This is a genomic window from Aeromicrobium alkaliterrae, from assembly GCF_039529015.1.
Taxonomy (GTDB): Bacteria; Actinomycetota; Actinomycetes; order Propionibacteriales; family Nocardioidaceae; genus Aeromicrobium; species Aeromicrobium alkaliterrae.
This window is the reverse complement of sequence record NZ_BAAAME010000004.1, coordinates 951,810-969,894: the sequence shown is the minus strand read 5'-3', so window position 1 is coordinate 969,894 and position 18,085 is coordinate 951,810. Positions and strand designations below refer to the sequence as shown.

21 protein-coding genes are annotated in these 18,085 nt (G+C 72.4%); 11 read left to right on the top strand and 10 right to left on the bottom strand.

Going from position 1 to position 18,085, the window contains the following annotated elements; genetic code table 11:
• Positions 1–170 precede the first annotated feature (170 nt).
• The 3 genes from ABD127_RS12785 to ABD127_RS12775 are packed head-to-tail and all read right to left on the bottom strand — an operon-like array spanning position 171 to position 2,421.
• Positions 171–1,361, bottom strand: a complete 1,191-nt coding sequence (locus ABD127_RS12785; RefSeq protein WP_344202127.1) for an MFS transporter — start codon at positions 1,359–1,361, stop codon at positions 171–173.
• 27 nt (positions 1,362–1,388) lie between these two features.
• Entirely contained in the window at positions 1,389–1,868 is a 480-nt protein-coding gene (locus ABD127_RS12780; RefSeq protein ID WP_344202124.1) for a GNAT family N-acetyltransferase, read from the bottom strand.
• Between the two features lie 10 nt (positions 1,869–1,878).
• Positions 1,879–2,421 (bottom strand): NUDIX hydrolase family protein, encoded by a 543-nt coding sequence (locus ABD127_RS12775; RefSeq protein ID WP_344202121.1) that lies wholly within the window; start codon positions 2,419–2,421, stop codon positions 1,879–1,881.
• Positions 2,422–2,576: 155 nt separating this feature from the next.
• Here ABD127_RS12775 and ABD127_RS12770 point away from each other — a divergent pair, with 155 nt between their 5' ends.
• On the top strand, positions 2,577–3,014 hold the full coding sequence (locus tag ABD127_RS12770) for a hypothetical protein (RefSeq protein WP_344202119.1): 438 nt from the start codon (positions 2,577–2,579) through the stop codon (positions 3,012–3,014).
• A gap of 10 nt (positions 3,015–3,024) precedes the next feature.
• On the opposite strand, the gene ABD127_RS12765 is transcribed toward ABD127_RS12770, so the two are convergent.
• Positions 3,025–3,603, bottom strand: coding sequence for a hypothetical protein (locus ABD127_RS12765; protein ID WP_344202116.1), 579 nt, complete (start codon positions 3,601–3,603; stop codon positions 3,025–3,027).
• 496 nt (positions 3,604–4,099) lie between these two features.
• Between ABD127_RS12765 and ABD127_RS12760 the strand changes: the two genes are divergently transcribed.
• The 6 genes from ABD127_RS12760 to ABD127_RS12735 all read left to right on the top strand — a co-directional run bounded on the left by ABD127_RS12760 (position 4,100) and on the right by ABD127_RS12735 (position 9,503).
• Positions 4,100–4,735: an ECF transporter S component gene (locus ABD127_RS12760; protein ID WP_344202114.1), complete on the top strand. Its 636-nt coding sequence runs from the start codon at positions 4,100–4,102 to the stop codon at positions 4,733–4,735.
• Positions 4,732–6,174: an ABC transporter ATP-binding protein gene (locus ABD127_RS12755; protein WP_344202111.1), complete on the top strand. Its 1,443-nt coding sequence runs from the start codon at positions 4,732–4,734 to the stop codon at positions 6,172–6,174. The genes ABD127_RS12760 and ABD127_RS12755 overlap by 4 nt, the downstream gene beginning before the upstream one ends.
• Positions 6,171–6,863, top strand: coding sequence for an energy-coupling factor transporter transmembrane component T family protein (locus ABD127_RS12750; RefSeq protein WP_344202109.1), 693 nt, complete (start codon positions 6,171–6,173; stop codon positions 6,861–6,863). Before ABD127_RS12755 ends, ABD127_RS12750 begins: the two co-directional genes overlap by 4 nt.
• A gap of 119 nt (positions 6,864–6,982) precedes the next feature.
• The gene (locus tag ABD127_RS12745) at positions 6,983–7,441 is read left to right on the top strand and encodes a MaoC family dehydratase (protein ID WP_344202106.1); all 459 of its coding nucleotides are present in this window, start codon (positions 6,983–6,985) and stop codon (positions 7,439–7,441) included.
• A gap of 1 nt (position 7,442) precedes the next feature.
• Positions 7,443–8,666 carry an acyl-CoA dehydrogenase family protein gene (locus tag ABD127_RS12740; RefSeq protein ID WP_344202104.1) on the top strand — a complete coding sequence of 408 codons (1,224 nt, stop codon included), beginning with the start codon at positions 7,443–7,445 and terminating at the stop codon, positions 8,664–8,666.
• Between the two features lie 3 nt (positions 8,667–8,669).
• Positions 8,670–9,503 carry an SDR family oxidoreductase gene (locus ABD127_RS12735; protein ID WP_344202102.1) on the top strand — a complete coding sequence of 278 codons (834 nt, stop codon included), beginning with the start codon at positions 8,670–8,672 and terminating at the stop codon, positions 9,501–9,503.
• Positions 9,504–9,582: 79 nt separating this feature from the next.
• Here ABD127_RS12735 and ABD127_RS12730 read toward each other — a convergent pair whose 3' ends face one another.
• The gene (locus ABD127_RS12730) at positions 9,583–10,287 is read right to left on the bottom strand and encodes a hypothetical protein (RefSeq protein WP_344202100.1); all 705 of its coding nucleotides are present in this window, start codon (positions 10,285–10,287) and stop codon (positions 9,583–9,585) included.
• A gap of 59 nt (positions 10,288–10,346) precedes the next feature.
• A complete protein-coding gene (locus ABD127_RS12725) occupies positions 10,347–11,084 on the bottom strand; it encodes a hypothetical protein (RefSeq protein ID WP_344202098.1) in 738 nt (245 codons plus the stop codon).
• Positions 11,085–11,161: 77 nt separating this feature from the next.
• Here ABD127_RS12725 and ABD127_RS12720 point away from each other — a divergent pair, with 77 nt between their 5' ends.
• A complete protein-coding gene (locus ABD127_RS12720) occupies positions 11,162–11,539 on the top strand; it encodes a hypothetical protein (RefSeq protein WP_344202096.1) in 378 nt (125 codons plus the stop codon).
• A gap of 3 nt (positions 11,540–11,542) precedes the next feature.
• Here the strand turns inward: ABD127_RS12720 and ABD127_RS12715 are convergent, their stop codons facing one another.
• Entirely contained in the window at positions 11,543–12,205 is a 663-nt protein-coding gene (locus ABD127_RS12715; RefSeq protein WP_344202093.1) for an SGNH/GDSL hydrolase family protein, read from the bottom strand.
• A gap of 64 nt (positions 12,206–12,269) precedes the next feature.
• Here ABD127_RS12715 and map point away from each other — a divergent pair, with 64 nt between their 5' ends.
• Positions 12,270–13,040 (top strand): type I methionyl aminopeptidase, encoded by a 771-nt coding sequence (gene map / locus ABD127_RS12710; RefSeq protein WP_344202091.1) that lies wholly within the window; start codon positions 12,270–12,272, stop codon positions 13,038–13,040.
• A 78-nt stretch (positions 13,041–13,118) separates the two neighbouring features.
• On the opposite strand, the gene ABD127_RS12705 is transcribed toward map, so the two are convergent.
• Genes ABD127_RS12705 through ABD127_RS12695 form a run of 3 tightly spaced genes read right to left on the bottom strand, consistent with a single transcriptional unit; the run spans position 13,119 to position 15,775 of the window.
• The gene (locus ABD127_RS12705) at positions 13,119–14,516 is read right to left on the bottom strand and encodes an amidase (RefSeq protein WP_344202088.1); all 1,398 of its coding nucleotides are present in this window, start codon (positions 14,514–14,516) and stop codon (positions 13,119–13,121) included.
• 39 nt (positions 14,517–14,555) lie between these two features.
• Positions 14,556–15,134 (bottom strand): PsbP-related protein, encoded by a 579-nt coding sequence (locus ABD127_RS12700; RefSeq protein ID WP_344202085.1) that lies wholly within the window; start codon positions 15,132–15,134, stop codon positions 14,556–14,558.
• Positions 15,135–15,184: 50 nt separating this feature from the next.
• Complete coding sequence (locus ABD127_RS12695) at positions 15,185–15,775, bottom strand: hypothetical protein (protein ID WP_344202083.1); 591 nt, start codon at positions 15,773–15,775, stop codon at positions 15,185–15,187.
• A 115-nt stretch (positions 15,776–15,890) separates the two neighbouring features.
• Here ABD127_RS12695 and ABD127_RS12690 point away from each other — a divergent pair, with 115 nt between their 5' ends.
• The gene (locus tag ABD127_RS12690; protein WP_344202081.1) at positions 15,891–17,075 is read left to right on the top strand and encodes an MFS transporter; all 1,185 of its coding nucleotides are present in this window, start codon (positions 15,891–15,893) and stop codon (positions 17,073–17,075) included.
• A gap of 64 nt (positions 17,076–17,139) precedes the next feature.
• Positions 17,140–18,085: glycosyltransferase (locus ABD127_RS12685; RefSeq protein WP_344202079.1), on the top strand; the 946-nt coding region annotated here is incomplete at its 3' end.

Sequence of the window (18,085 nt, the reverse complement as noted above, 5' to 3'; positions counted from 1 at the left end):
GGCCCCTATCTCCACACTGACAGTTGCGCTGACATTAACTCGTGAGTAGGTTCCCCGCGCACTAAGGCAGGCCATACCCCGAGGGGACGTGAGCGATGCCACGCGCACATCACCCTGGCACGTCCGTCCACGCGAGGTGGTTGATCCGTGGAACCACGGTCAGGACTGACTCAGGCGGGGTCGCCGACGCGCTCGCGCGGCACCAGGGGGATCGCCAGCAGCGGAAGGACGCCGACCGCGGCGAACGTCCACGCGTACCCGTGCTGCGTGACCGCCGCGCCGACGACGGGCGGCACGACCATCGCGATCAGGTACTGCCCGGTGTTCTGCCAGCCCATCGCCTTCCCGGCCCAGTACGGCCCGCCGATCTCGGCGACGGCGGTGAAGGCCAGGCCGTTGTCGGCGACCGTCACGCCGGTCGCGACGACGATCACGACGATCGCGACCCAGGTCGACTCGACCGCGCCGAGCAGCAGCATCGTCAGCGCCGCCACGACCGCGACCTGGCGCAGCGGACGCAGGCGGCTGCCGACCCGGTCGGACCACCAGCCCACGCCGATGCGCGCCGCCGCTCCGACGAGCTGGGACGCGGCGACCAGGCCTCCGGCGGCGGCAGCGCCGAGGTCCTTGGTGTCGATGAGCCAGACGAGCATGAACGTCCACACCGTGAACTGGGGCACCACGAGCAGGGCCGAGGCCAGGTGGATGCGGACCAGGCGCCGGTCGCCGCGGTACGGGCTCGCGAGCTGCCCCGTCGTGCGGGCGGTCGCGCGGTCCGGCCGGGGCGGGTCGACGACGAAGACCACCGTGAACACCGTGGTCGCGGCGCACAGGGCGGCGATGACCAGCATCGTCGTGCCGATGCCCTGCGCCGTGGCGAGCGTCGGCACCAGCAGGGCGGTGATGCCCACGCCGATCGGCAGGCCGGTCTGGCGGATGCCCATCGCGGTGCCCCGGCGCTCCGCGGGGAACCAGCCGACCACGAGCCGTCCGCTCGCGGAGTTGCTGGACCCGGCGAACAGGCCGAGGAAGAAGAAGCAGACCGCGAGCGCGCCGTAGCCCTCGACGAGTCCGGCGGCGACGGCGCCGGCCGTGATCCCGACCAGGCCGACCGTCAGGGAGAGGCGCTCGCCGAGCCGGTCGACGAGGGCACCCCAGGCGACGAGCGAGACCGTCGTGCCGGCCAGCGGTGCGGCCGCGATCAGGCCCGCGTGGGTCAGGCTCAGGCCCTGCTCGAGGTGCAGGTACGGGATCAGGAACGGCGCGGCGTTGTTCGCGACGGTGCCCGCGACCTGGGCGACCATGCTGACGACGAGCATGAACCACGGACTGGGCGTCCGCGTCGTCGCGCTCGTGGTCACCCGATCAGTCTGTGCCTGTGGCCGCGGTCACGGGGGGCCGGGGTCGGCGTGATCCAGGTACTTCTTCATCCCGACGTGGCTCGCCGTGAACCCGAGCCGCTCGTAGAACCGGTGCGCGTCGACCCGCGTGTGGTGGGTCGTCAGCTGGATGCGGGCGACGCCCCGCTCCCGCGCGGCCGACTCGATCCAGGCCATGAGCTCGCCGCCCAGCCCGCGGCCGCGGTGGGCCTCGTCGGTGCGCACGTTCTCGACCTGGCAGTACAGGCCGCCGTCGGCGGACAGCATCCGCAGCCACGTGACGTGGGCAGTGGCGACGATCTCGCCCTCGACCTCGCCGACGACGACCAGGTGCGACGGGTCCGCGACCAGCTCGTCGAGCGCGTCACGCTGACGGGGGCTGGCCGTGGCGGACGTCGGCGTCGTGGGGTTGCGGGCGTCCTGCACCATCAGCGCCAGGATGTCGCTCAGGTCGTCGGCGGTCGCCTCGCGGACGAGGAGCCCGGTCACGCGGTGATCCTCAGCCGAGGGCGCCGAGGTGCGCGAGCGCCTGCTTGACGAGCGCACCGCGCCCGCCCTCGAGGTCGCCGAGCACCGCGGGGCTCAGGACCTCCTCGGGCGTGAGCCAGGAGAGCTCCAGCGCGTCCTGGCGCGGGTTGCACTCGCCCGTGACCGGCACGACGTAGACCAGCGAGACCGCGTGCTGGCGCGGGTCGTGCAGCGGGGTCACGCCCGGGAGCGGGAAGTACTCGGCGACGGTGAACGGCGCGACGCTCGTCGGCAGCTGCGGGAAGGCGGTCGGGCCCAGGTCCTTCTCGAGGTTGCGCAGCAGCGCGTCCCGGACCGACTCGCCGTGCATCACGCGGCCCGAGACGATCGTGCGGGTCATGACGCCCGTCGTGACCGACCCGCCGAGCAGCAGGCCGACGTGCTCGACCGAGCCGAGGGCGTCGACCCGCACCGGGACCGCCTCGACGTAGAGGATCGGGACCCGGGATCGCGTCTCGTCCAGGGCGATCTCCGAGAGCCAGCCGGGATTGGGATCGGGGGTGCGCACGCTCATGTCCGCCATTCTGGCTCACGGGCGGCTACCGGGGTCGAGCAGATGACGTCGATCCCGTCACGGTCGCGTCGGACGAGACCGCGACGAGGCGGGGTGGCTGGGTCGCGTCGCTACCGTGAAGAGGATCGCCCTCGTCGACTGGAAAGGTCCGCCCCGTGCTCCGTCAGTCCGTCCTGCTCGTCACGTTCGCCGTGGCGTCGGCCGTGACCCAGGCCGGCTGCACCCAGGAGAGCGACGGGGGGTCGGCGACCCCGGACGTCGTGGCCCAGCCCGATGGCGCCACGACCACCCTGCCGGCCGTGCCGGACCTCCCGGGCGCCCAGGGCGCCGTGACCGACGCGACGTTCGAGGACTGCGAGGCCGACGCCGGTCCGCAGAGCGTTCGGGCGACGCTCAAGAACTCGACCGGCCAGGAGGTCCGCTACGTCGTGTCCGTGAGCTGGATCGACGACACGGCGACCGAGATGGCCCGGGGCGTCGCGGAGGTCGACGGGGTCGGCAGCGGCCGGACCGTCGAGGTGGAGGTCGAGGCGGACGTGCCCGAGGGCGCGATCTCCTGCACGTTCTCGGTGCTGCGCGCCCCCGACGCCTGAGGTCGTCGTGTCAGCGGGCGCCTGGGCGCGTCCGAATCAGGTGGGACGTACGCGAGGTCCGAGTGATGTGATGCCCGAGCTCTGGGCTGATCCGCTCAGCGACGTCCAGCAGTCGGGCGTCGTCCCGAGCCAGGTCACGCTCATGCACCGGTTCGTGATGGGCGATGCGGTTGCGTAGCCGTCTGAGCTCGTCGAGCTCGGCGTGGAGTGTCCGCCGGCGCACCGGACCCGCGAAAGCGTGGCGCAGGGCCGGAGCCCACAGGCGACGGTTGTACTCGTCGGCCAGAAGCGACCACCAGAACCCGAACGGCAGCTCGGCGATGACCTTGCCGTGCGATGCGCCGAGGCCACCGGCCCGGCCCCTGGCGAGGCTGACGACGTGGCGCGACCGTCGTGAGAGAAGCCCTGGTCCGCGTTCGAGCCAGTCAGGGGTGAGGTGCTCGGTGGCTGCTTGATCGAGAGCATTGCGGAGCCCGACCTCGAGGTAGTGAAGTGACTCGAAGAAGGCAGCACTGACGGAGGTGTTCCAGTCGTAGAGCTCGACCGCTCGGTCCCAGCTGTCGGTCGAGAGGGCGAGGTACGGAGCCATACGAGCGTGGGACAGCAGCTGGTGGAGGCTCCAGGGATCTCGAGACACGTTCCTCTCTTCACGCTTGGCGTTGTCAGTCCGTGAACGTAGACTCAGGCGCAGACAGAGAGCCCCGGGACACACGGCGTAGCGGCGTGAGCGTCAGCGAAACCCCCCGGGGCCTTGTCATGTCCCGACCAGCTCGGTGCTCCGCGCCCCCGCCATCCCCGGCGGTTGAGGTGCGAGTGCCGCCTGCGGCGCGAGCCTCGAAACCCTGGTGACGGTTCGGGTCGTGGTGACCACGGTTTCGAGGCTCAGGCGCCAGAGCGCCATCGCACCTCAACCACCGGTGGTGGTGGTGCGCCTCGGGGGACTCGCGTGGCGGGCTAGGGTGGTGCCACCAGACAGGGGAGCGCCGGGCCTACGGGCAGGGGCGCTGAGAGTGCGGGCCAGACACCTGGCGCAGCCGCAGACCCTCCGAACCTGCCCCGGTTAGCACCGGCGAAGGGAGTCCGCAGTGAGTTCTGCATCCGTCCGGGAGGACACCGCACTGACCCGACTCGTGCGCTACCGCACGATCGACCTCGTCACGATCGCGACGCTGGCCGTCGCGATCGGCGTCACGTTCTGGGCCTGGGGGAAGGCGTACGCGGGCCTCAGCGCCCTGGCCGCGTTCTCGTACCTGCCGAGCGTCGGCCTGCTGAGTGGCCCCTGGCTGCTCGCGGGCGTGCTGGGTGGGCTGATCATCCGCAAGCCCGGTGCCGCGCTCGCGACCGAGATCGCCGCCGCGGCGGTCTCGGGTCTCGTGCCCGGTGGCACCGAGTGGGGCATGAGCGTGCTCGTCTCGGGCTTCTGGCAGGGACTCGGCGCCGAGCTCGTCGTCGCAGTGCTGCTGTACCGCCGCTTCGGCCTGCCGGTCGCGGTCCTGATGGGCGCGGTCGCCGGCGCGGTCGAGTCGGTCTACGAGTGGTTCGCGTACTACGAGGGCGTGTTCGACACGGGTGACCGGCTCGCCCACCTCGGCTTCTTCGCCCTCTCCGGCGCCGTGATCGCCGGCGCGGGTGGCTGGTTCCTGACCCAGGCGCTGGCCCGGGCGGGGGTGCTCGACTCCTTCGGTCCGGGGCGCGACCTGGTCAACCGCACCGCGGTGTGACCCGCCCGGGCGAGGTCCGGGTCGAGGGCCTGACCTGGCGTCCGCTGGGCCGCCGTGCTGCGGTGGTCCAGGACCTCGACCTGCACCTCGAGCCCGGCGAGCGCGTGCTGCTCGCCGGCCCGAGCGGTGCCGGGAAGTCGACGCTGCTGCACGCGCTCGTCGGTGCCCTCGGCGGCACGCTCGCCGGCGACCTCACCGGATCGGTGCGGGTCGAGGGTCGGGTCGGTCTCGTGCCGCAGCAGCCGGGTGACGCCGTGGTCGCCGAGCGGATCGGTCGCGACGTGGCGTTCGGCCCTGAGAACATCGGGCTCGACCGGGACGCGACGTGGCGACGGGTCGACGCGGCGCTCGCCGCCGTGGGGCTCACCCAGGGACGCGACCACCCGACCGCCGCGCTGTCGGGCGGTGAGCTCCAGCGGCTCGCCCTCGCCGGAGTGCTGGCGCTCGAGCCCGACGTCGTGCTGCTCGACGAGCCGACGTCGATGCTGGACCCGCTGCACGCCCGCGCGGTGCGCGAGGCCGTGGCGCGCACGGTCGGCGCCGGGCGCTCGACCCTCGTGGTCGTCGAGCACCACCTCGAGCCCTGGCTCGACCTGGTCGACCGGGTCGTGGTGCTCGGACCCGACGGCGCGGTCGTGGCCGACACGACCCCCGAGAGGTTCGTGCGGGAGCACCGCGACCGCCTCGGCGACCTCGGCGTGTGGATGCCGGGGCTCCCGTCGCCGGAGCCGCTCGGCGTCGACGCGGAGCTGCTGCGGCCACGGCGGGCGCTGCTGGCCCTGTCGGCGGTCGACCTGACGGTGCGGCTGCGCACCCGGACCCTGCGGGGTGCCACGACCACGACAGCCCTCGCCGGGGTCGGGGCGACGGTCGAGCCCGGGCGCCTGACGGCGCTCACCGGCCCGAGCGGTGCCGGGAAGTCGACGCTGTTGGCGGCGCTCGGTGGCCTGGTCCCGGTCGACGACGGCTCGGTCGACGGCGTCGATCCGCCGTTCGGTCGCCGCCGCTCCGGCGAGCTCGCGCCCCACGTGGGCTGGTCGCCGCAAGTGCCGGAGCACGGTTTCCTGGCGGCGACGGTGGCCGAGGAGGTCGCCCTGACCGCGGCGCGGCTCGGTGCCGTCGCGGACGTCGAGGCCTGGCTGGACGTCGTCGGACTCACGCCGCTCGCCGGTGCCCACCCCTACCGCCTCTCCGGCGGCGAGCAGCGGCGCTTGTCGGTTCTGACCGCCGTCGCCCACCGCCCGGGTCTGCTGCTGCTCGACGAGCCGACCGTCGGCCAGGACCGCCGGACGTGGGCCGCGGTCGCCGGGATCGCCGTGGCCGCTGCGGCCGCCGGAGTCGTGGCCGTGACGGCGACGCACGACTCGCTCCTGGTGGGGCAGGCGGACGACGTCGTGACGCTCGCGGCCGGCCAGGTCGAGCGGAGCAGGGACGCATGAGGGGCTGGGTGCAGCGGCTCAACCCGCTGGTGCTGCTGTCGTTCGGCTTCGCCTCGCTCGCGGGCTCGTTCGCCGTGCGCGACCTGACGAGCGCCGTCGTCGCTGCGAGTGCCTACGCCGTCGCGGGCGTCCTGTTCCTGCCGAGCTGGCGCTACCCGCTCGCCTGCCTGGCGCTGTGCGGTGTGTCCGCGGGCCTGATCGGGTTCTCGGCCTGGCGACTCGGCAACGGCGACCATGCGCCGGTCGCGGCGCTGCGCATCCTGGTGCTCGCGTGGCCTGGCGCCGTCGTCGTCGGCTTCGTCGACCCGTCCCGCCTGGGTGACCACGTGGCCCAGCGCCTGCCGGTCCCCGACCGCTTCGTCGCGGCGTTCGTCGCGTCGCTGCAGCGGGTCACGGGTCTCGCGGGCACGTGGCAGCAGCTGGCGAGGGCCCGGCGCGCTCGCGGACTGGGTCCGGGCCGCAACCCGCTGACCGTCGTGCGGTACGTCGGCTCGATGACGTTCGCGATGCTGGCGGACGCGCTCCGCGGGGGGAGTCGGATGTCGGTCGCGATGGATGCCCGTGGTTTCGCTACCGCGACCCGCCGCTCGTGGGCCGAGCCGGCGACGTGGTCGCGGGCCGACACGGTCGGCCTGGCGGTGGCGATCGCCCTCGGCTCGGTCGCTCCGCTCACGCTGGCCTTGGCCTGAGGTTGGCCCCGCGGGGGTGGCCAGGAGTGGCGCGGGCCACTAGGGTGCGAACTAAGCAAGCGCTTACCTCGCTGGCTTCATCGAACCGAATCTCCACCGTCTCCCTGGGAGGAACCCCTATGCCCCGTGTCTTCTCCAACCTGGACGAGTTCAAGGCTGCCGTCGGCACCGAGCTCGGCACGAGCGACTGGGTCACCGTCACCCAGGAGCAGATCAACACCTTCGCCGACGCCACGGGCGACCACCAGTGGATCCACGTCGACCCGGAGGCTGCGGCCAAGGGCCCCTTCGGCACCACGATCGCCCACGGCTACCTGACGCTGAGCCTGCTGCCGGTCTTCTCGGAGCAGATCTACGAGGTCCACAACCTCGCGTTCGGCGTCAACTACGGCGCCAATAAGGTGCGCTTCCCCAACCCGGTCCCGGTCGACTCCCGCCTGCGCGCGACGGCGACGCTCAAGGAGATCGCCGACATCCCGATCGGCACGCAGGCCACGATCGCGTTCGTCGTCGAGCGCGAGGGCGCCGAGAAGCCGGCCGTCGTCGCCGAGGTCGTCTACGTCTTCGCGGGAGCCTGAGATGCACTTCGGCTACGACGAGAAGACCACCGCGCTGCTGGCCCAGGCCTCGGCCTTCATGGACGAGCACGTCTACCCGGCCGAGCCGGCGCTGCACGCCGAGCTGGCGCAGGCCTCGCGCGACGACATGTGGGACATCCCCGCCTCGATCGCCGACGTCCGCCAGAAGGGCAAGGCCGCCGGTCTCTGGAACTTCTTCCTGCCCGGTGAGCACGCCGAGTACAACGGCGCCGGCCTGACGAACCTGCAGTACGCGCCGATCGCGGAGCTGACGGGTCGCAGCATCCAGCTCGGTCCCCAGGCGTTCAACTGCGCCGCGCCCGACACGGGCAACATGGAGGTCCTCCACATGTTCGGCACGCCCGAGCAGAAGGAGAAGTACCTCGGACCGCTGCTCGCGGGGGAGATCCGCTCGGCGTTCGCGATGACCGAGCCCGACGTCGCGTCCTCGGACGCCACCAACGTCGAGACCTCGATCGTGCGCGACGGCGGCGACTACGTGATCAACGGCCGCAAGTTCTACATCACCGGTGCGATGAACCCGAACTGCCAGGTCTTCATCGTGATGGGCAAGACCGATCCCGAGGCCGACCGCCACCGCCAGCAGTCGATGATCCTGGTCGACCGCGACACCCCCGGCGTCGACGTCGTCCGCGGCATGCACGTGTACGGCTACCAGGACCGCGACCACGGCGGCCACGCGGAGGTCGTCTTCCGCGACGTCCGCGTGCCCGCGTCGAACCTCATCGGCGAGGAGGGCCAGGGCTTCGCCGTCGCGCAGGCGCGGCTCGGACCCGGCCGCATCCACCACTGCATGCGGGCGATCGGCGTCGCGGAGCGCGCGCTCGAGCTGATGTGCGTCCGGGTCAAGGAGCGGACCGCCTTCGGCAAGCCGCTGGCGAACCAGGGCGTCGTCCGCGACTGGATCGCGGAGTCGCGCGTGCGCATCGAGCAGCTCCGGCTGCTGGTGCTCAAGACCGCGTGGCTCATGGACACGGTCGGCAACCGCGGTGCTCACACCGAGATCCAGGCGATCAAGATCGCGACGCCGGACACCGTGAACTGGATCATCGACAAGGCCGTCCAGGCGCACGGCGCGGCGGGCGTCAGCCAGGACACGCCGCTCGCCGAGATGTGGGCCGGCATCCGCACGCTGCGCCTCGCGGACGGTCCGGACGAGGTCCACAAGAACTCGCTGGCCAAGGCCGAGCTCGGGAAGCACTGACGCATGGCGGGCCAGAGGGTCGAGGTCGCCGGCGCGAACGCCGTCGTCACGGGCGCTGCGGGCGGCATCGGGGCGGCCTTCGCCCGGGTGCTGCTCGAGCGCGGTGCCCACGTCGTGCTGGGCGACCTCGACGCCGACCGGCTCGCCGCGACCGCCGAGGGCCTGCGGGCCGAGTTCGGTGACCGGGTGCGCCTCTGGGCCGGCGACTCCAGCACCGACGCGGGGGTGGCCGAGCTGCTGGCGGTCGCGCCCGGACCGGTCGACCTGTTCGTCGCGAACGCCGGGGTCTTCCGCGGCTTCGGCCTGGAGGCGACCGACCAGGACTGGGCGCTGTCGTGGCAGGTCAACGTGCTCGCGCACGTCGCCGCGGCCAGGGCGCTGGTGCCCGGCTGGCTCGACGCGTCCTCGTCCGGAGGGCCGGGCGGCGCGTTCGTCAGCGTCGCGTCGGCGGCGGGCCTGCTGACCCAGCTCGGGTCACCGACCTACTCGGCCACCAAGCACGCTGCCCTCGGGTTCGCCGAGTGGCTCGCCGCCACGTACGGCGACCAGGGCGTGCAGGTCACGGCCGTGTGCCCCATGGGCGTGCGGACCGCGATGCTGGAGGAGGGGGAGACGAGCGAGCAGCCCGACGCCCGCCTCGGCATGCGCTCGGTCGTGTCGGCGGGTGAGCCGATCGACGCCCGGGAGGTCGCCGAGGTGGCCCTCGAGGCGCACGAGGCCGGCCGGTTCCTCGCGCTGCCGCACCCTGAGGTCGACCGCATGCAGCAGCAGAAGGCGGCCGATCGCGACCGCTGGATCAGCGGCATGCAGCGCTTCCGCACCAGCCTGGAGTCCTGACCGCCGCACCCAGATGTGCTGGCGAATCCGCCGTTTCGACCAGCGAACTCGACGGATCCGCCACCACATCTCGGTGCGGTCAGGCGCGGGCGTCCTCGAGCAGGTCGATGGCGGTCTCCACGATCTCCTCGAGCTCACCGGTCGCGAACTGCTCCTGGTCGACGTAGTGGGTCGCCGTCAGGATCATCAGGTGCGGACCGATGGCGACGAACACCGTCGTCGAGCCGCCGTAGAGGTGGTTCGTCCCGTCGGAACGGGTGATCCCGCGCTCGATCGTGACCGAGCGGTCGCCCACCTCCGGGAAGACGGTCTGGTGGAGCTCGACGGCGGTGCGGTGGCCGTCGGGCTCCTCGGTCGTGTACGACGGGCAGGCCTCGATCGCCGTCGCCATGCGGTCGAGCTCCGCGGTCACCGTGGCCTCGTCCGCTGCGATCACGTGCTGGTGGAGGAACGGTCCGAGGTCGGACTTGAAGAACAGTGCCTCGACGTTCTCGAGATCGCCGTACTGCTCGGCCTGGGTGGGCCCCCACAGCTCCTCGCACGCGTCGGAGGCCGCCACGATGAACGTGCCGGCCGGCGAGGTCTCGACCCCCTTCGTGAACGCGCCCTCGAAACCGTCCGACAGGTTGGCCGGTCGCAGCATCGCGTCCTTGATCTCCGACACCGAGAGCGTCCGGTCGGGGTCGCGCTCCTCGCTGCGGGACTCGGGAGGAGGGTCTCCACCCTCCGAGCAGGCGGACAGCAGGACGAGGACGGCGGCGATCGCTCCACACAGCAGGCGCATGGCTCGAGCCTAGGTTCGAGCCTCCGATCGTGCGGTGGGGACCGGTCCCCGGGCCGGGTTCAGGCAGCGTCGCCGGTGGCCTCGACGGCCCCCGCCAGCTTCTCGACGGCCGACTCGGCGATCGCGGTGAACTCGTCGTCGTCCATCGTCTCTCCGAGGTCGAACTGCACCGACATCAGCATCATGACGTGGCCGCCGATCGAGGTCATGACGGCCGTCATGGTCCCCTCGACCTCGAAGTCGCCGTCGCTGAAGACGAGCGCCATCTGGAAGGCGAAGTTCTTGTCGCCGAGGTCCGGCGCCTCGATCGGCGTCAGCGTGAAGGTGGTCTCGAAGCCGTCGGCGTCGCGCGTGACGAAGTCGGTGCAGCTCTCCACCGCGAGCTGGAGGCCGGCGAACTCGTCGGCCACGGTCTCCTCGTCCACGGCGATCAGGTACTGGTAGACGAACGGTCCGAGCTCGCCGTTGGTGAACGCGGCCTCGGCCTCGGGGTAGTCGCCCTCGTCGAACGGGGACTCGGTCTCCTCCCAGAGGTCGGAGCACGAGTCGGAGGAAGCCTCGATGATCTCGTCGGTGCTCTCGTCACCGTCCTCGCTCTCGCTGTCGTCGACCTCGAAGCCGCGCGGCAGGTCGTCGGTCGTCAGGAGTGCGGAGGCGAGCTCGTCGGCCGAGAGGAGCGTGGCCTCCACGGGCTCGTCCGTCGCCGAGCTCGACGGCTTCGGGTCGGCCTCGGACGTGTCACCGGAGCAGCCGGTCAGGAACAGGAGGCCGGCGATCACGGCACACAGCAGACGCATGGGGAAATCGTAGGAGGGGTGCGCCGTGGATGTGGCGGAAACGTGAAGATCCCGCGGCCCCGGCTAGGGTTCGGCGCATGGGAACTGGCGTGCGGACTCGGATCATCACGGCGGCGCTGGTCGTCGTGGCAGCGGTCTACGTGGCCGACCGGCTCTTCGAGGTCGAGTGGCCGAGCGGAGCGGTGTGGCCGCTGCGCATCCTGCTGATCGTCGCCGCCGTCCTGATCGCCGGCATCGCGTACCAGCTGTGGAGCACCGGCGACCCGAAGTCGCCCCGCCCGATCGTCGCCATGGTCACCTCGCTGATCGGCGGCGCCTGCCTGGCCTCCGCGGTCACGTCGGCGCCGGACGGCACGATCGTCGGCACCGGCCTGCTCGGGGCCGTGTCGCTCGTGGCCCTGGCGTTCGGTGCCACCGTGCTGAACATCGAGGCTCGCGAGACCAACGGCCGCTAGGGCTCAGGCCTGGACCGCCTCGGCCATGATCTCGGCCATCGCCGCGTAGCCGGCGTCGTTGGGGTGGAACCGATCGGCGGCCAGGCGCCCGGACCACGACCTCAGGCGCGGGTCGCGGAACTCGGCGAGTCGGAACCGCCCGGCGTCGACGACCGCGAGGTTGAAGGCGCGCGCGGCGCGACGCGGCTGCGGCAGCGAGGCGACGACGGCACCGTCGGGCAGCACACGCACGAGCTCGGCCGCGTGCTCCTCGAGCAGGCGGCTCTGCCGACGGTTGAACAGGTCGTTGCTCCCGATCATCACGGTCACCAGGTCAGGGACGGCCTCCAGTGACCGCAGCGCGGGCAGCTGGCGATCGACGACGTCGCGGATCAGCCCGCCGGAGACCGACAGGTTGACGACCCGGTGGGGCAGTCGGGAGCGCAGGGCACCCACCCAGCCGCGATCCGGCGCCGACGCCCCGATGCCCTGGGACATCGAGTCGCCCAGGACGACCCACAGCGGACCGTCCGTCGTCAGGGCCGCGCGGTTCTGCTGCTCCCACCAGGCGGCGTACGGGGCGACCTGGGCCTGCACGTCGCGCACGCCGCGGGACACCAGACCGGCCGTGCGCAGGAACAGCCCCGGCGGGCGTCCGCTCAGGTTGGAGTAGTCGAACGACGTCACGGCACCATCCAACCCGACGCCACCCGATCCGGCCCGGGGTCTGCGGACGTAGGCTGGGCGCACTATGGCGATCGAGCTCCTGACCCCGACCCAGGTCGACGAGATGCGGCCGGCGGGTCGCTTCGTCGGCGAGGTGCTGACCGCGCTCCAGGAGGCTGCGGACGTCGGCGTCAACCTGCTCGACCTCGACGCCCTCGCGCACCGCATGATCAAGGACCGCGGCGCCGAGTCCTGCTACATCGACTACGCGCCCTCGTTCGGACGCGGCCCGTTCGGCAAGGTGCTGTGCACGTCGGTCAACGACGCCGTGCTCCACGGCCTGCCGCACGACTACGTGCTGCGCGACGGCGACCTGGCGAGCTTCGACTTCGCGGTCAGCGTCGACGGCTGGGTGTGCGACTCGGCGGTCAGCGTCGTCGTGGGCGAGCCGCGCGAGGAGGACCTGCGCCTGATCGAGGTCACGCAGCAGGCGCTCGACGCGGCCATCGCGGTCGCCCGGTCGGGCAACAAGGTCGGCGACATCAGCCGCGCGATCGGCGACGTCGCCTGCGCCAACGGGCTGAAGGTCAACCTGCAGTTCGGCGGCCACAGCGTGGGCCGCACGATGCACGGCGACCTCCACATCGCCAACGACGGTCGCCCGGGGCGCGGCGTGCCGCTCAAGCCGGGCCTGGTCATCGCGATCGAGCCGTGGTTCCTGCACACGACCGACGAGATCGTGATGGACCCCGACGGCTGGACGATCCGCAGCGCCGACGGCTCGCGCGGGGCGCACGTCGAGCACACGATCGCCATCACCGACGGCGACCCGATCATCATGACCGCCCGCAGCTGACCCCTCCAGATTTGCGCGCTTGTTCGGCCCAGGAGGCCTCTCACTGCCGAACAAGTGCGCAAATCTGGAGGAGTGGGCCTACGGCCTGGGGTCGATGGGGGCGGTGGGCCAGGCCTCGGCCGCCTCGAGCTGAGCCGCGAGCGAGAGCAGCGTGCGGTCGTGGCCCTGGTGCCCGCCGAGCATCAGGCCGACGGGGAGTCCGTCGGCCTGGCCGAACGGGACGCTGACGGCCGGGATGCCCGCCATGTTGTAGACCGCCGTGAACGGCGTGAACAGCAGCTCGCGGTGGTGCGACTCGACCGGGTCGGCCTCGGTGAACCACGCGTGCGGCTGCGGACGTCGCGCGAGCGTGGGTGTCAGGAAGGCGTCGTAGCCCGCGAGCCGGGTGAGGACCTGTCGGGTCGTGACCTCCAGGAACTGCATCGCCGTGGCCAGCTCGGCGGCACGATGGCGCCCGCCGCGCTCGAACCAGTAGCGCGTGTTCTGCCGCAGCACCGGCACGGCCTGCTCGGGGATGGGAGCCGCCGCCATGCCACTGCTCCAGACGATGTTGAACTGCGGCTCCAGCTCGGGCGGGAACGGGTTGTCGATGCGCTCGACCTCGTGCCCGAGCGACTCCAGCCGGCGCACCCCGGCCTCCCACACCGCGGCGACCTCGGGCTCGGTGTCGATGCCCGGCAGGTACGGGTCGACCCACGCGGCGATCCGCAGTCGACCGGGATCGCGGCCAGCCGCCTCCGCGAAACCCCCGACGTCGCCCACGAACCGCGAGTCGCCGACCTGGGGGACGGCGAGCACGTCGAGCAGGGCTGCGGCGTCGCGGACGGTGCGCGCGAGCGGCCCGTCGCTCGCGAGCCCGTTCCAGTCGCTGCCGAGCGGCCCGGGACTCACCCGACCCCGGGTCGGCTTGACGCCGACGATGCCGCAGCAGCTGGCGGGGATGCGGATCGACCCGCCGCCGTCGCTGCCGAGGGCCCACGGGACGAGGCCGGCCGCGACCGCAGCCGCGGCACCGCCGCTGGAACCGCCGGCGTTGAGGCCGAGCCGCCACGGCGTCGAGGTCGCACCCAGCACGTCGTTGTCGGTGTACGAGGAGAGGCCGAACTCCGGGGTGTTGGTCTTGCCGAGGCTGACGAGCCCGGCGTCGCGCACGAGCCGCACGACGTGGGCGTCGACCTCCGGCACCGCGTCGGCCATGAGCGCCGAGCCCATCGTGGTGCGCACGCCCGCGGTGGAGGTCAGGTCCTTGATCGCGGTCGGGACTCCCGTGAAGCCCTCACCCGCGGTGCCCGCGACGTCGATGCGGTCCGCCTCGGCCTGGGCCGACTCGACCGTGCGGGTCATGAACGCCCGCAGGTCCGCGTCGTGCCGCGCGATGCGCTCCGCGTGGTGGTCGACCAGCTCGCGGGCCGACACCTCCCGCGTCCGCAGCAGCGCGGCCTGGTCGTGGGCGTCCAGCTCGTGCAGCTCGGCCATGTCGCCGAGCCTAGGCGCGCGGTGCCCGCCTGCCCAGCGTCACTCCCAGGTCCAGGAGTCGAGCACCTGTTCGGCGACCTTGGCCATGTCGGCCTCGGAGGTCTCGAGGCCGAAGGAGAACGTGATGCCGTAGCGGTTGCCGCCGCGCTCGAGGAAGTACTGCCGTGCGGCGTACGTCTTGCCCTGGACGGTCGCGATCGAGGTGATCGATCCGGCCTCGGTGCCGTCGACGTCGTACGGGTCGAGCGCCTCGACGTCCTCGAAGCTCGAGGACGCCTCGAGCTCGGCCACGGCGGCCTCGGTGGCTTCCTCGGCGTCGAGACCCGAGCCGCGGCTCTTCATGACGTTGATGTTGTTCGCGATGTCGCCCGACGGCTCCGTGGCGCTGAACGCGAGCTCGGCCTCCGGGACCTGGCTGCTCGTCTCGACCCATCCGGCCGGCAGCGCGAAGGTGAAGTCGTCGGTGCCGACGCGGTCGCCCTCGGGGACGGGGCGCTCGTCGGACCCGCGGTTCTGGCTGGGGACCGGCCGCTCCTCGCCGCCGTCGTCGGAGCCGCAGCCGACCAGCAGGGCCGCGGCGAGCGCGAGGAGGACGGGCAGCAGGCGTCGCGACGTCATGCGGCGAAGCCTAGGCGGGCCGCACGCGCGTCACGGCGACCAGGTGCGGCTCAGGACTCCCAGCGCCAGGTGTCGATGACGTCCTGGCTGACGTCCTTGGTCTCGTACTCCGAGGCGCTCGGCGCGAACGAGAACGTGATGATGTAGTACGAGCCGTCGTACTGCGCGTAGTACTGACGCGTCTGGTAGGTCACGCCCTGGCTGACGACGTCGGCGCGCACGACCGGCGACTCGACGCCGTCGACCTCGTACGGGTCGTCCGCCGCGACGCCGGTGAAGCCCTCCGACTCGAGCCGCTCGATCGCCTGCGTCTCGAACTCGCGGACCGACATCTCCGGGCCGGTGTCCTGGATGATGTTGACGTTGGTCCGGAAGCCGTCGACCGCCTCGCCCGAGACGAAGGCGACGTCGGCGGCGGTGCCGCTCGTGGAGGTCTCGGCCCAGCCGTCCGGCAGGACGAAGGTGTAGTCGTCGGTGCCGACGCGGTCCTCCTCGTCCTCCTCGACGTCAGGAGTGGCGGTGCGGGTGCTGCCGCGCTCGTTCGAGCTGGAGCCGCCACCGCCGGAGTCGTCCGAACCGCAACCGACCAGCAGGGCGGCCATCAGGAGGGTCGGCAGGACCAGGAGGCGTCGCTGGGACATGGCCCGATCCTACGACCGAACCTGACGGGCATGTCATGAACCAGGTGCCGCCGGGGCCGCCGTCGGCGCGAGCCGTACGCTGAGCCGGTCGGTGGGAGTCGGGCGAGGAGTCACGGTGGTCGAGGCGTCGTCGCGCTGGACCTATCCGGCCCTGATCGGTCTGCTGATGGTCTCCCTCGGCATCTCGGCGGCGCCGTCGCCGCTGTACGGGATCTACGCCGAGACGTGGGGATTCGAGCCCATCACGACGACCGTCGTCTTCGCCGCGTACGCGCTCGCCGCGCTCCTGAGCGTGCTGGTGTCCGGCGCGATCTCTGACCGCTACGGGCGGCGCCCGATCCTGCTGGTCGCGTCGGTCGGTCTCGTCGCGGGCCTGCTGCTGTTCACCGTCGCGGGGTCGGTGCCGGTCCTGATCGTGGCGCGGGTGCTGCACGGCATGTCGGTCGGCGCGATCGTCGTGGTCGCCACCGCCGCGCTGCTCGACCTGCGACCGGGCGACGGCGCGGCCACGGGCCGGCGCACCGGCATCGCCTTCAACGTCGGCATCTTCCTGACGATCCTGGCGACTGCGACGGACGCCGAGTACGGGCCGGCGCCGCTCGTCGTGCCGTACGCCGTGCTCGCGGCGCTGGCCGCCGTGGGGTTCGTCGCCGTGCTGCTGATGCCGGAGACCCATGCGGTCGACCGGTCGGTGCCGCTCGCCATCGCGCGGCCCCGGGTCCCTGCGCAGATCTCCGGGGACTTCGCGTTCGCCGCGCTCGGGGTGATGGCCTCGTGGTCGGTGCTCGGTGTCTTCCTCTCGCTCTTCCCGACGATCGCCACGGTGGCAGCCGACACCGACAACCTGGTCTTCGGCGGGATCGTGGTCGGGGGCATGGCGCTCGCCGCCGCGGTCAGCCAGCAGCTCTCGGGCGGGTGGGACGCCCGTCGGTCGGCCGTGGTCGGCGACGTCGGCACCGCGGCGAGCCTCGGTGGCTGCGTGCTCGCGGTGCACGTCGGCAACGGCTGGCTGCTCGCCGCCGTCTCCGTCGTGCTGGGCTTCTTCTTCGGCCTGGCCTTCGGCAGCTCCCTGCGCCACCTCGGCCAGGTCGTGCCGCCAGCGCACCGGGGCGAGGTCATGTCGGCGTTCTACGTCCTGGCGTACAGTGCCCTGGCCGTGCCGACGATCATCGCCGGAGCCGCTGCCACGCAGTGGGGCGTCGACGCGATCTTCGCGCCGTTCATGGCGTGCGTCGCGGTGGCCTGCCTGACTGCGGGCGTCCTCGGCTCCCGGGTGCGGGGCGTGCAGCCCGACGCCTGAGCGTCGGGGCCGGGCCACTGGTGGGTCGCCGTCGGTTCACCGCGGCACGGAAACGTGGTCGGACGTGCGCATCGTGCAGCTCGCGAACTTCGTCGGCCCCACGTCGGGCGGCATGAAGACGGCGGTCGAGGCGATCGGGTCGGGCTACGTCGATCGCGGGGTCGAGCGGCTGCTGATCCTGCCCGGGCCACGGGACGACCGGTGGTCGACCGAGCACGGCGACGTCGTGCAGGTCCGGGCGCCGCGGGTCGGCGACCACTACCGGCTCATCGTCGAGCCGTGGCGCGTGCTGGACGTGCTGGAGTCGTTCGCGCCGACGTCGGTCGAGGTGCACGACAAGACGACGCTGCTGCCCGTCGCGCGCTGGGCGCGTCGCCGTGAGGTGGGTGCGGTGCTGTTCTCGCACGAGCGGATGAGCGACATGATGGCGATGCGCACCCGCCGCGACACCAGTGCCAAGGTCTCGATCGCGCTGCTGAACCGGGTGCTGGTGCGCTCGTTCGACGGGGTCGTCGTGACGTCGGAGTTCGCCCGGGCCGAGCTGGCGTCGGCGGCGGCTGCGGTCGACTGTCCCGTGCGCACGGTGCCCCTGGGGGTCGACCTCGAGCGCTTCCGTCCGGCCCGCAGCCGTCGCTCCGGTGGACCGCTGCGTCTCGTCCTGGCCGGCCGGCTCTCCCGCGAGAAGTCGCCGCACCTGGCCGTCGCGACGGCCGTCGAGCTGCACCGACGGGGCGTCGACCTGCGCCTCGACGTCTACGGCACCGGGCCCCACCTGGACGAGCTGCAGGTCCTGGCCGGGACCGCGCCGGTCGTGTTCCACGGCCACGTCGCCGGACGCGACGAGCTCGCGGCGCGCCTGGCCGACGCCGACGTCGCGCTGTCGGTCTGCCCCAGCGAGACCTTCGGACTGGCGGTCCTCGAGGCGCTGGCCTGCGGCACGCCGGTCGTCACGGCCGACGTCGGCGGTGCGCGCGAGCTCGTCGACGCCGCGTGCGGGGCCTGGGGCGCCC

Excerpts from the sequence above, each read along its gene's own strand:
- ABD127_RS12775 (WP_344202121.1), bottom strand. The coding sequence starts at position 2,421 with ATGAGCGTGCGCACCCCCGATCCCAATCCCGGCTGGCTCTCGGAGATC.
- ABD127_RS12765 (WP_344202116.1), bottom strand. The coding sequence starts at position 3,603 with ATGGCTCCGTACCTCGCCCTCTCGACCGACAGCTGGGACCGAGCGGTC.
- ABD127_RS12750 (WP_344202109.1), top strand. The coding sequence starts at position 6,171 with ATGAGGGGCTGGGTGCAGCGGCTCAACCCGCTGGTGCTGCTGTCGTTC.
- ABD127_RS12745 (WP_344202106.1), top strand. The coding sequence starts at position 6,983 with ATGCCCCGTGTCTTCTCCAACCTGGACGAGTTCAAGGCTGCCGTCGGC.
- ABD127_RS12740 (WP_344202104.1), top strand. The coding sequence starts at position 7,443 with ATGCACTTCGGCTACGACGAGAAGACCACCGCGCTGCTGGCCCAGGCC.
- ABD127_RS12735 (WP_344202102.1), top strand. The coding sequence starts at position 8,670 with ATGGCGGGCCAGAGGGTCGAGGTCGCCGGCGCGAACGCCGTCGTCACG.
- ABD127_RS12730 (WP_344202100.1), bottom strand. The coding sequence starts at position 10,287 with ATGCGCCTGCTGTGTGGAGCGATCGCCGCCGTCCTCGTCCTGCTGTCC.
- ABD127_RS12725 (WP_344202098.1), bottom strand. The coding sequence starts at position 11,084 with ATGCGTCTGCTGTGTGCCGTGATCGCCGGCCTCCTGTTCCTGACCGGC.
- ABD127_RS12720 (WP_344202096.1), top strand. The coding sequence starts at position 11,162 with ATGGGAACTGGCGTGCGGACTCGGATCATCACGGCGGCGCTGGTCGTC.
- map (WP_344202091.1), top strand. The coding sequence starts at position 12,270 with ATGGCGATCGAGCTCCTGACCCCGACCCAGGTCGACGAGATGCGGCCG.
- ABD127_RS12705 (WP_344202088.1), bottom strand. The coding sequence starts at position 14,516 with ATGGCCGAGCTGCACGAGCTGGACGCCCACGACCAGGCCGCGCTGCTG.
- ABD127_RS12700 (WP_344202085.1), bottom strand. The coding sequence starts at position 15,134 with ATGACGTCGCGACGCCTGCTGCCCGTCCTCCTCGCGCTCGCCGCGGCC.
- ABD127_RS12695 (WP_344202083.1), bottom strand. The coding sequence starts at position 15,775 with ATGTCCCAGCGACGCCTCCTGGTCCTGCCGACCCTCCTGATGGCCGCC.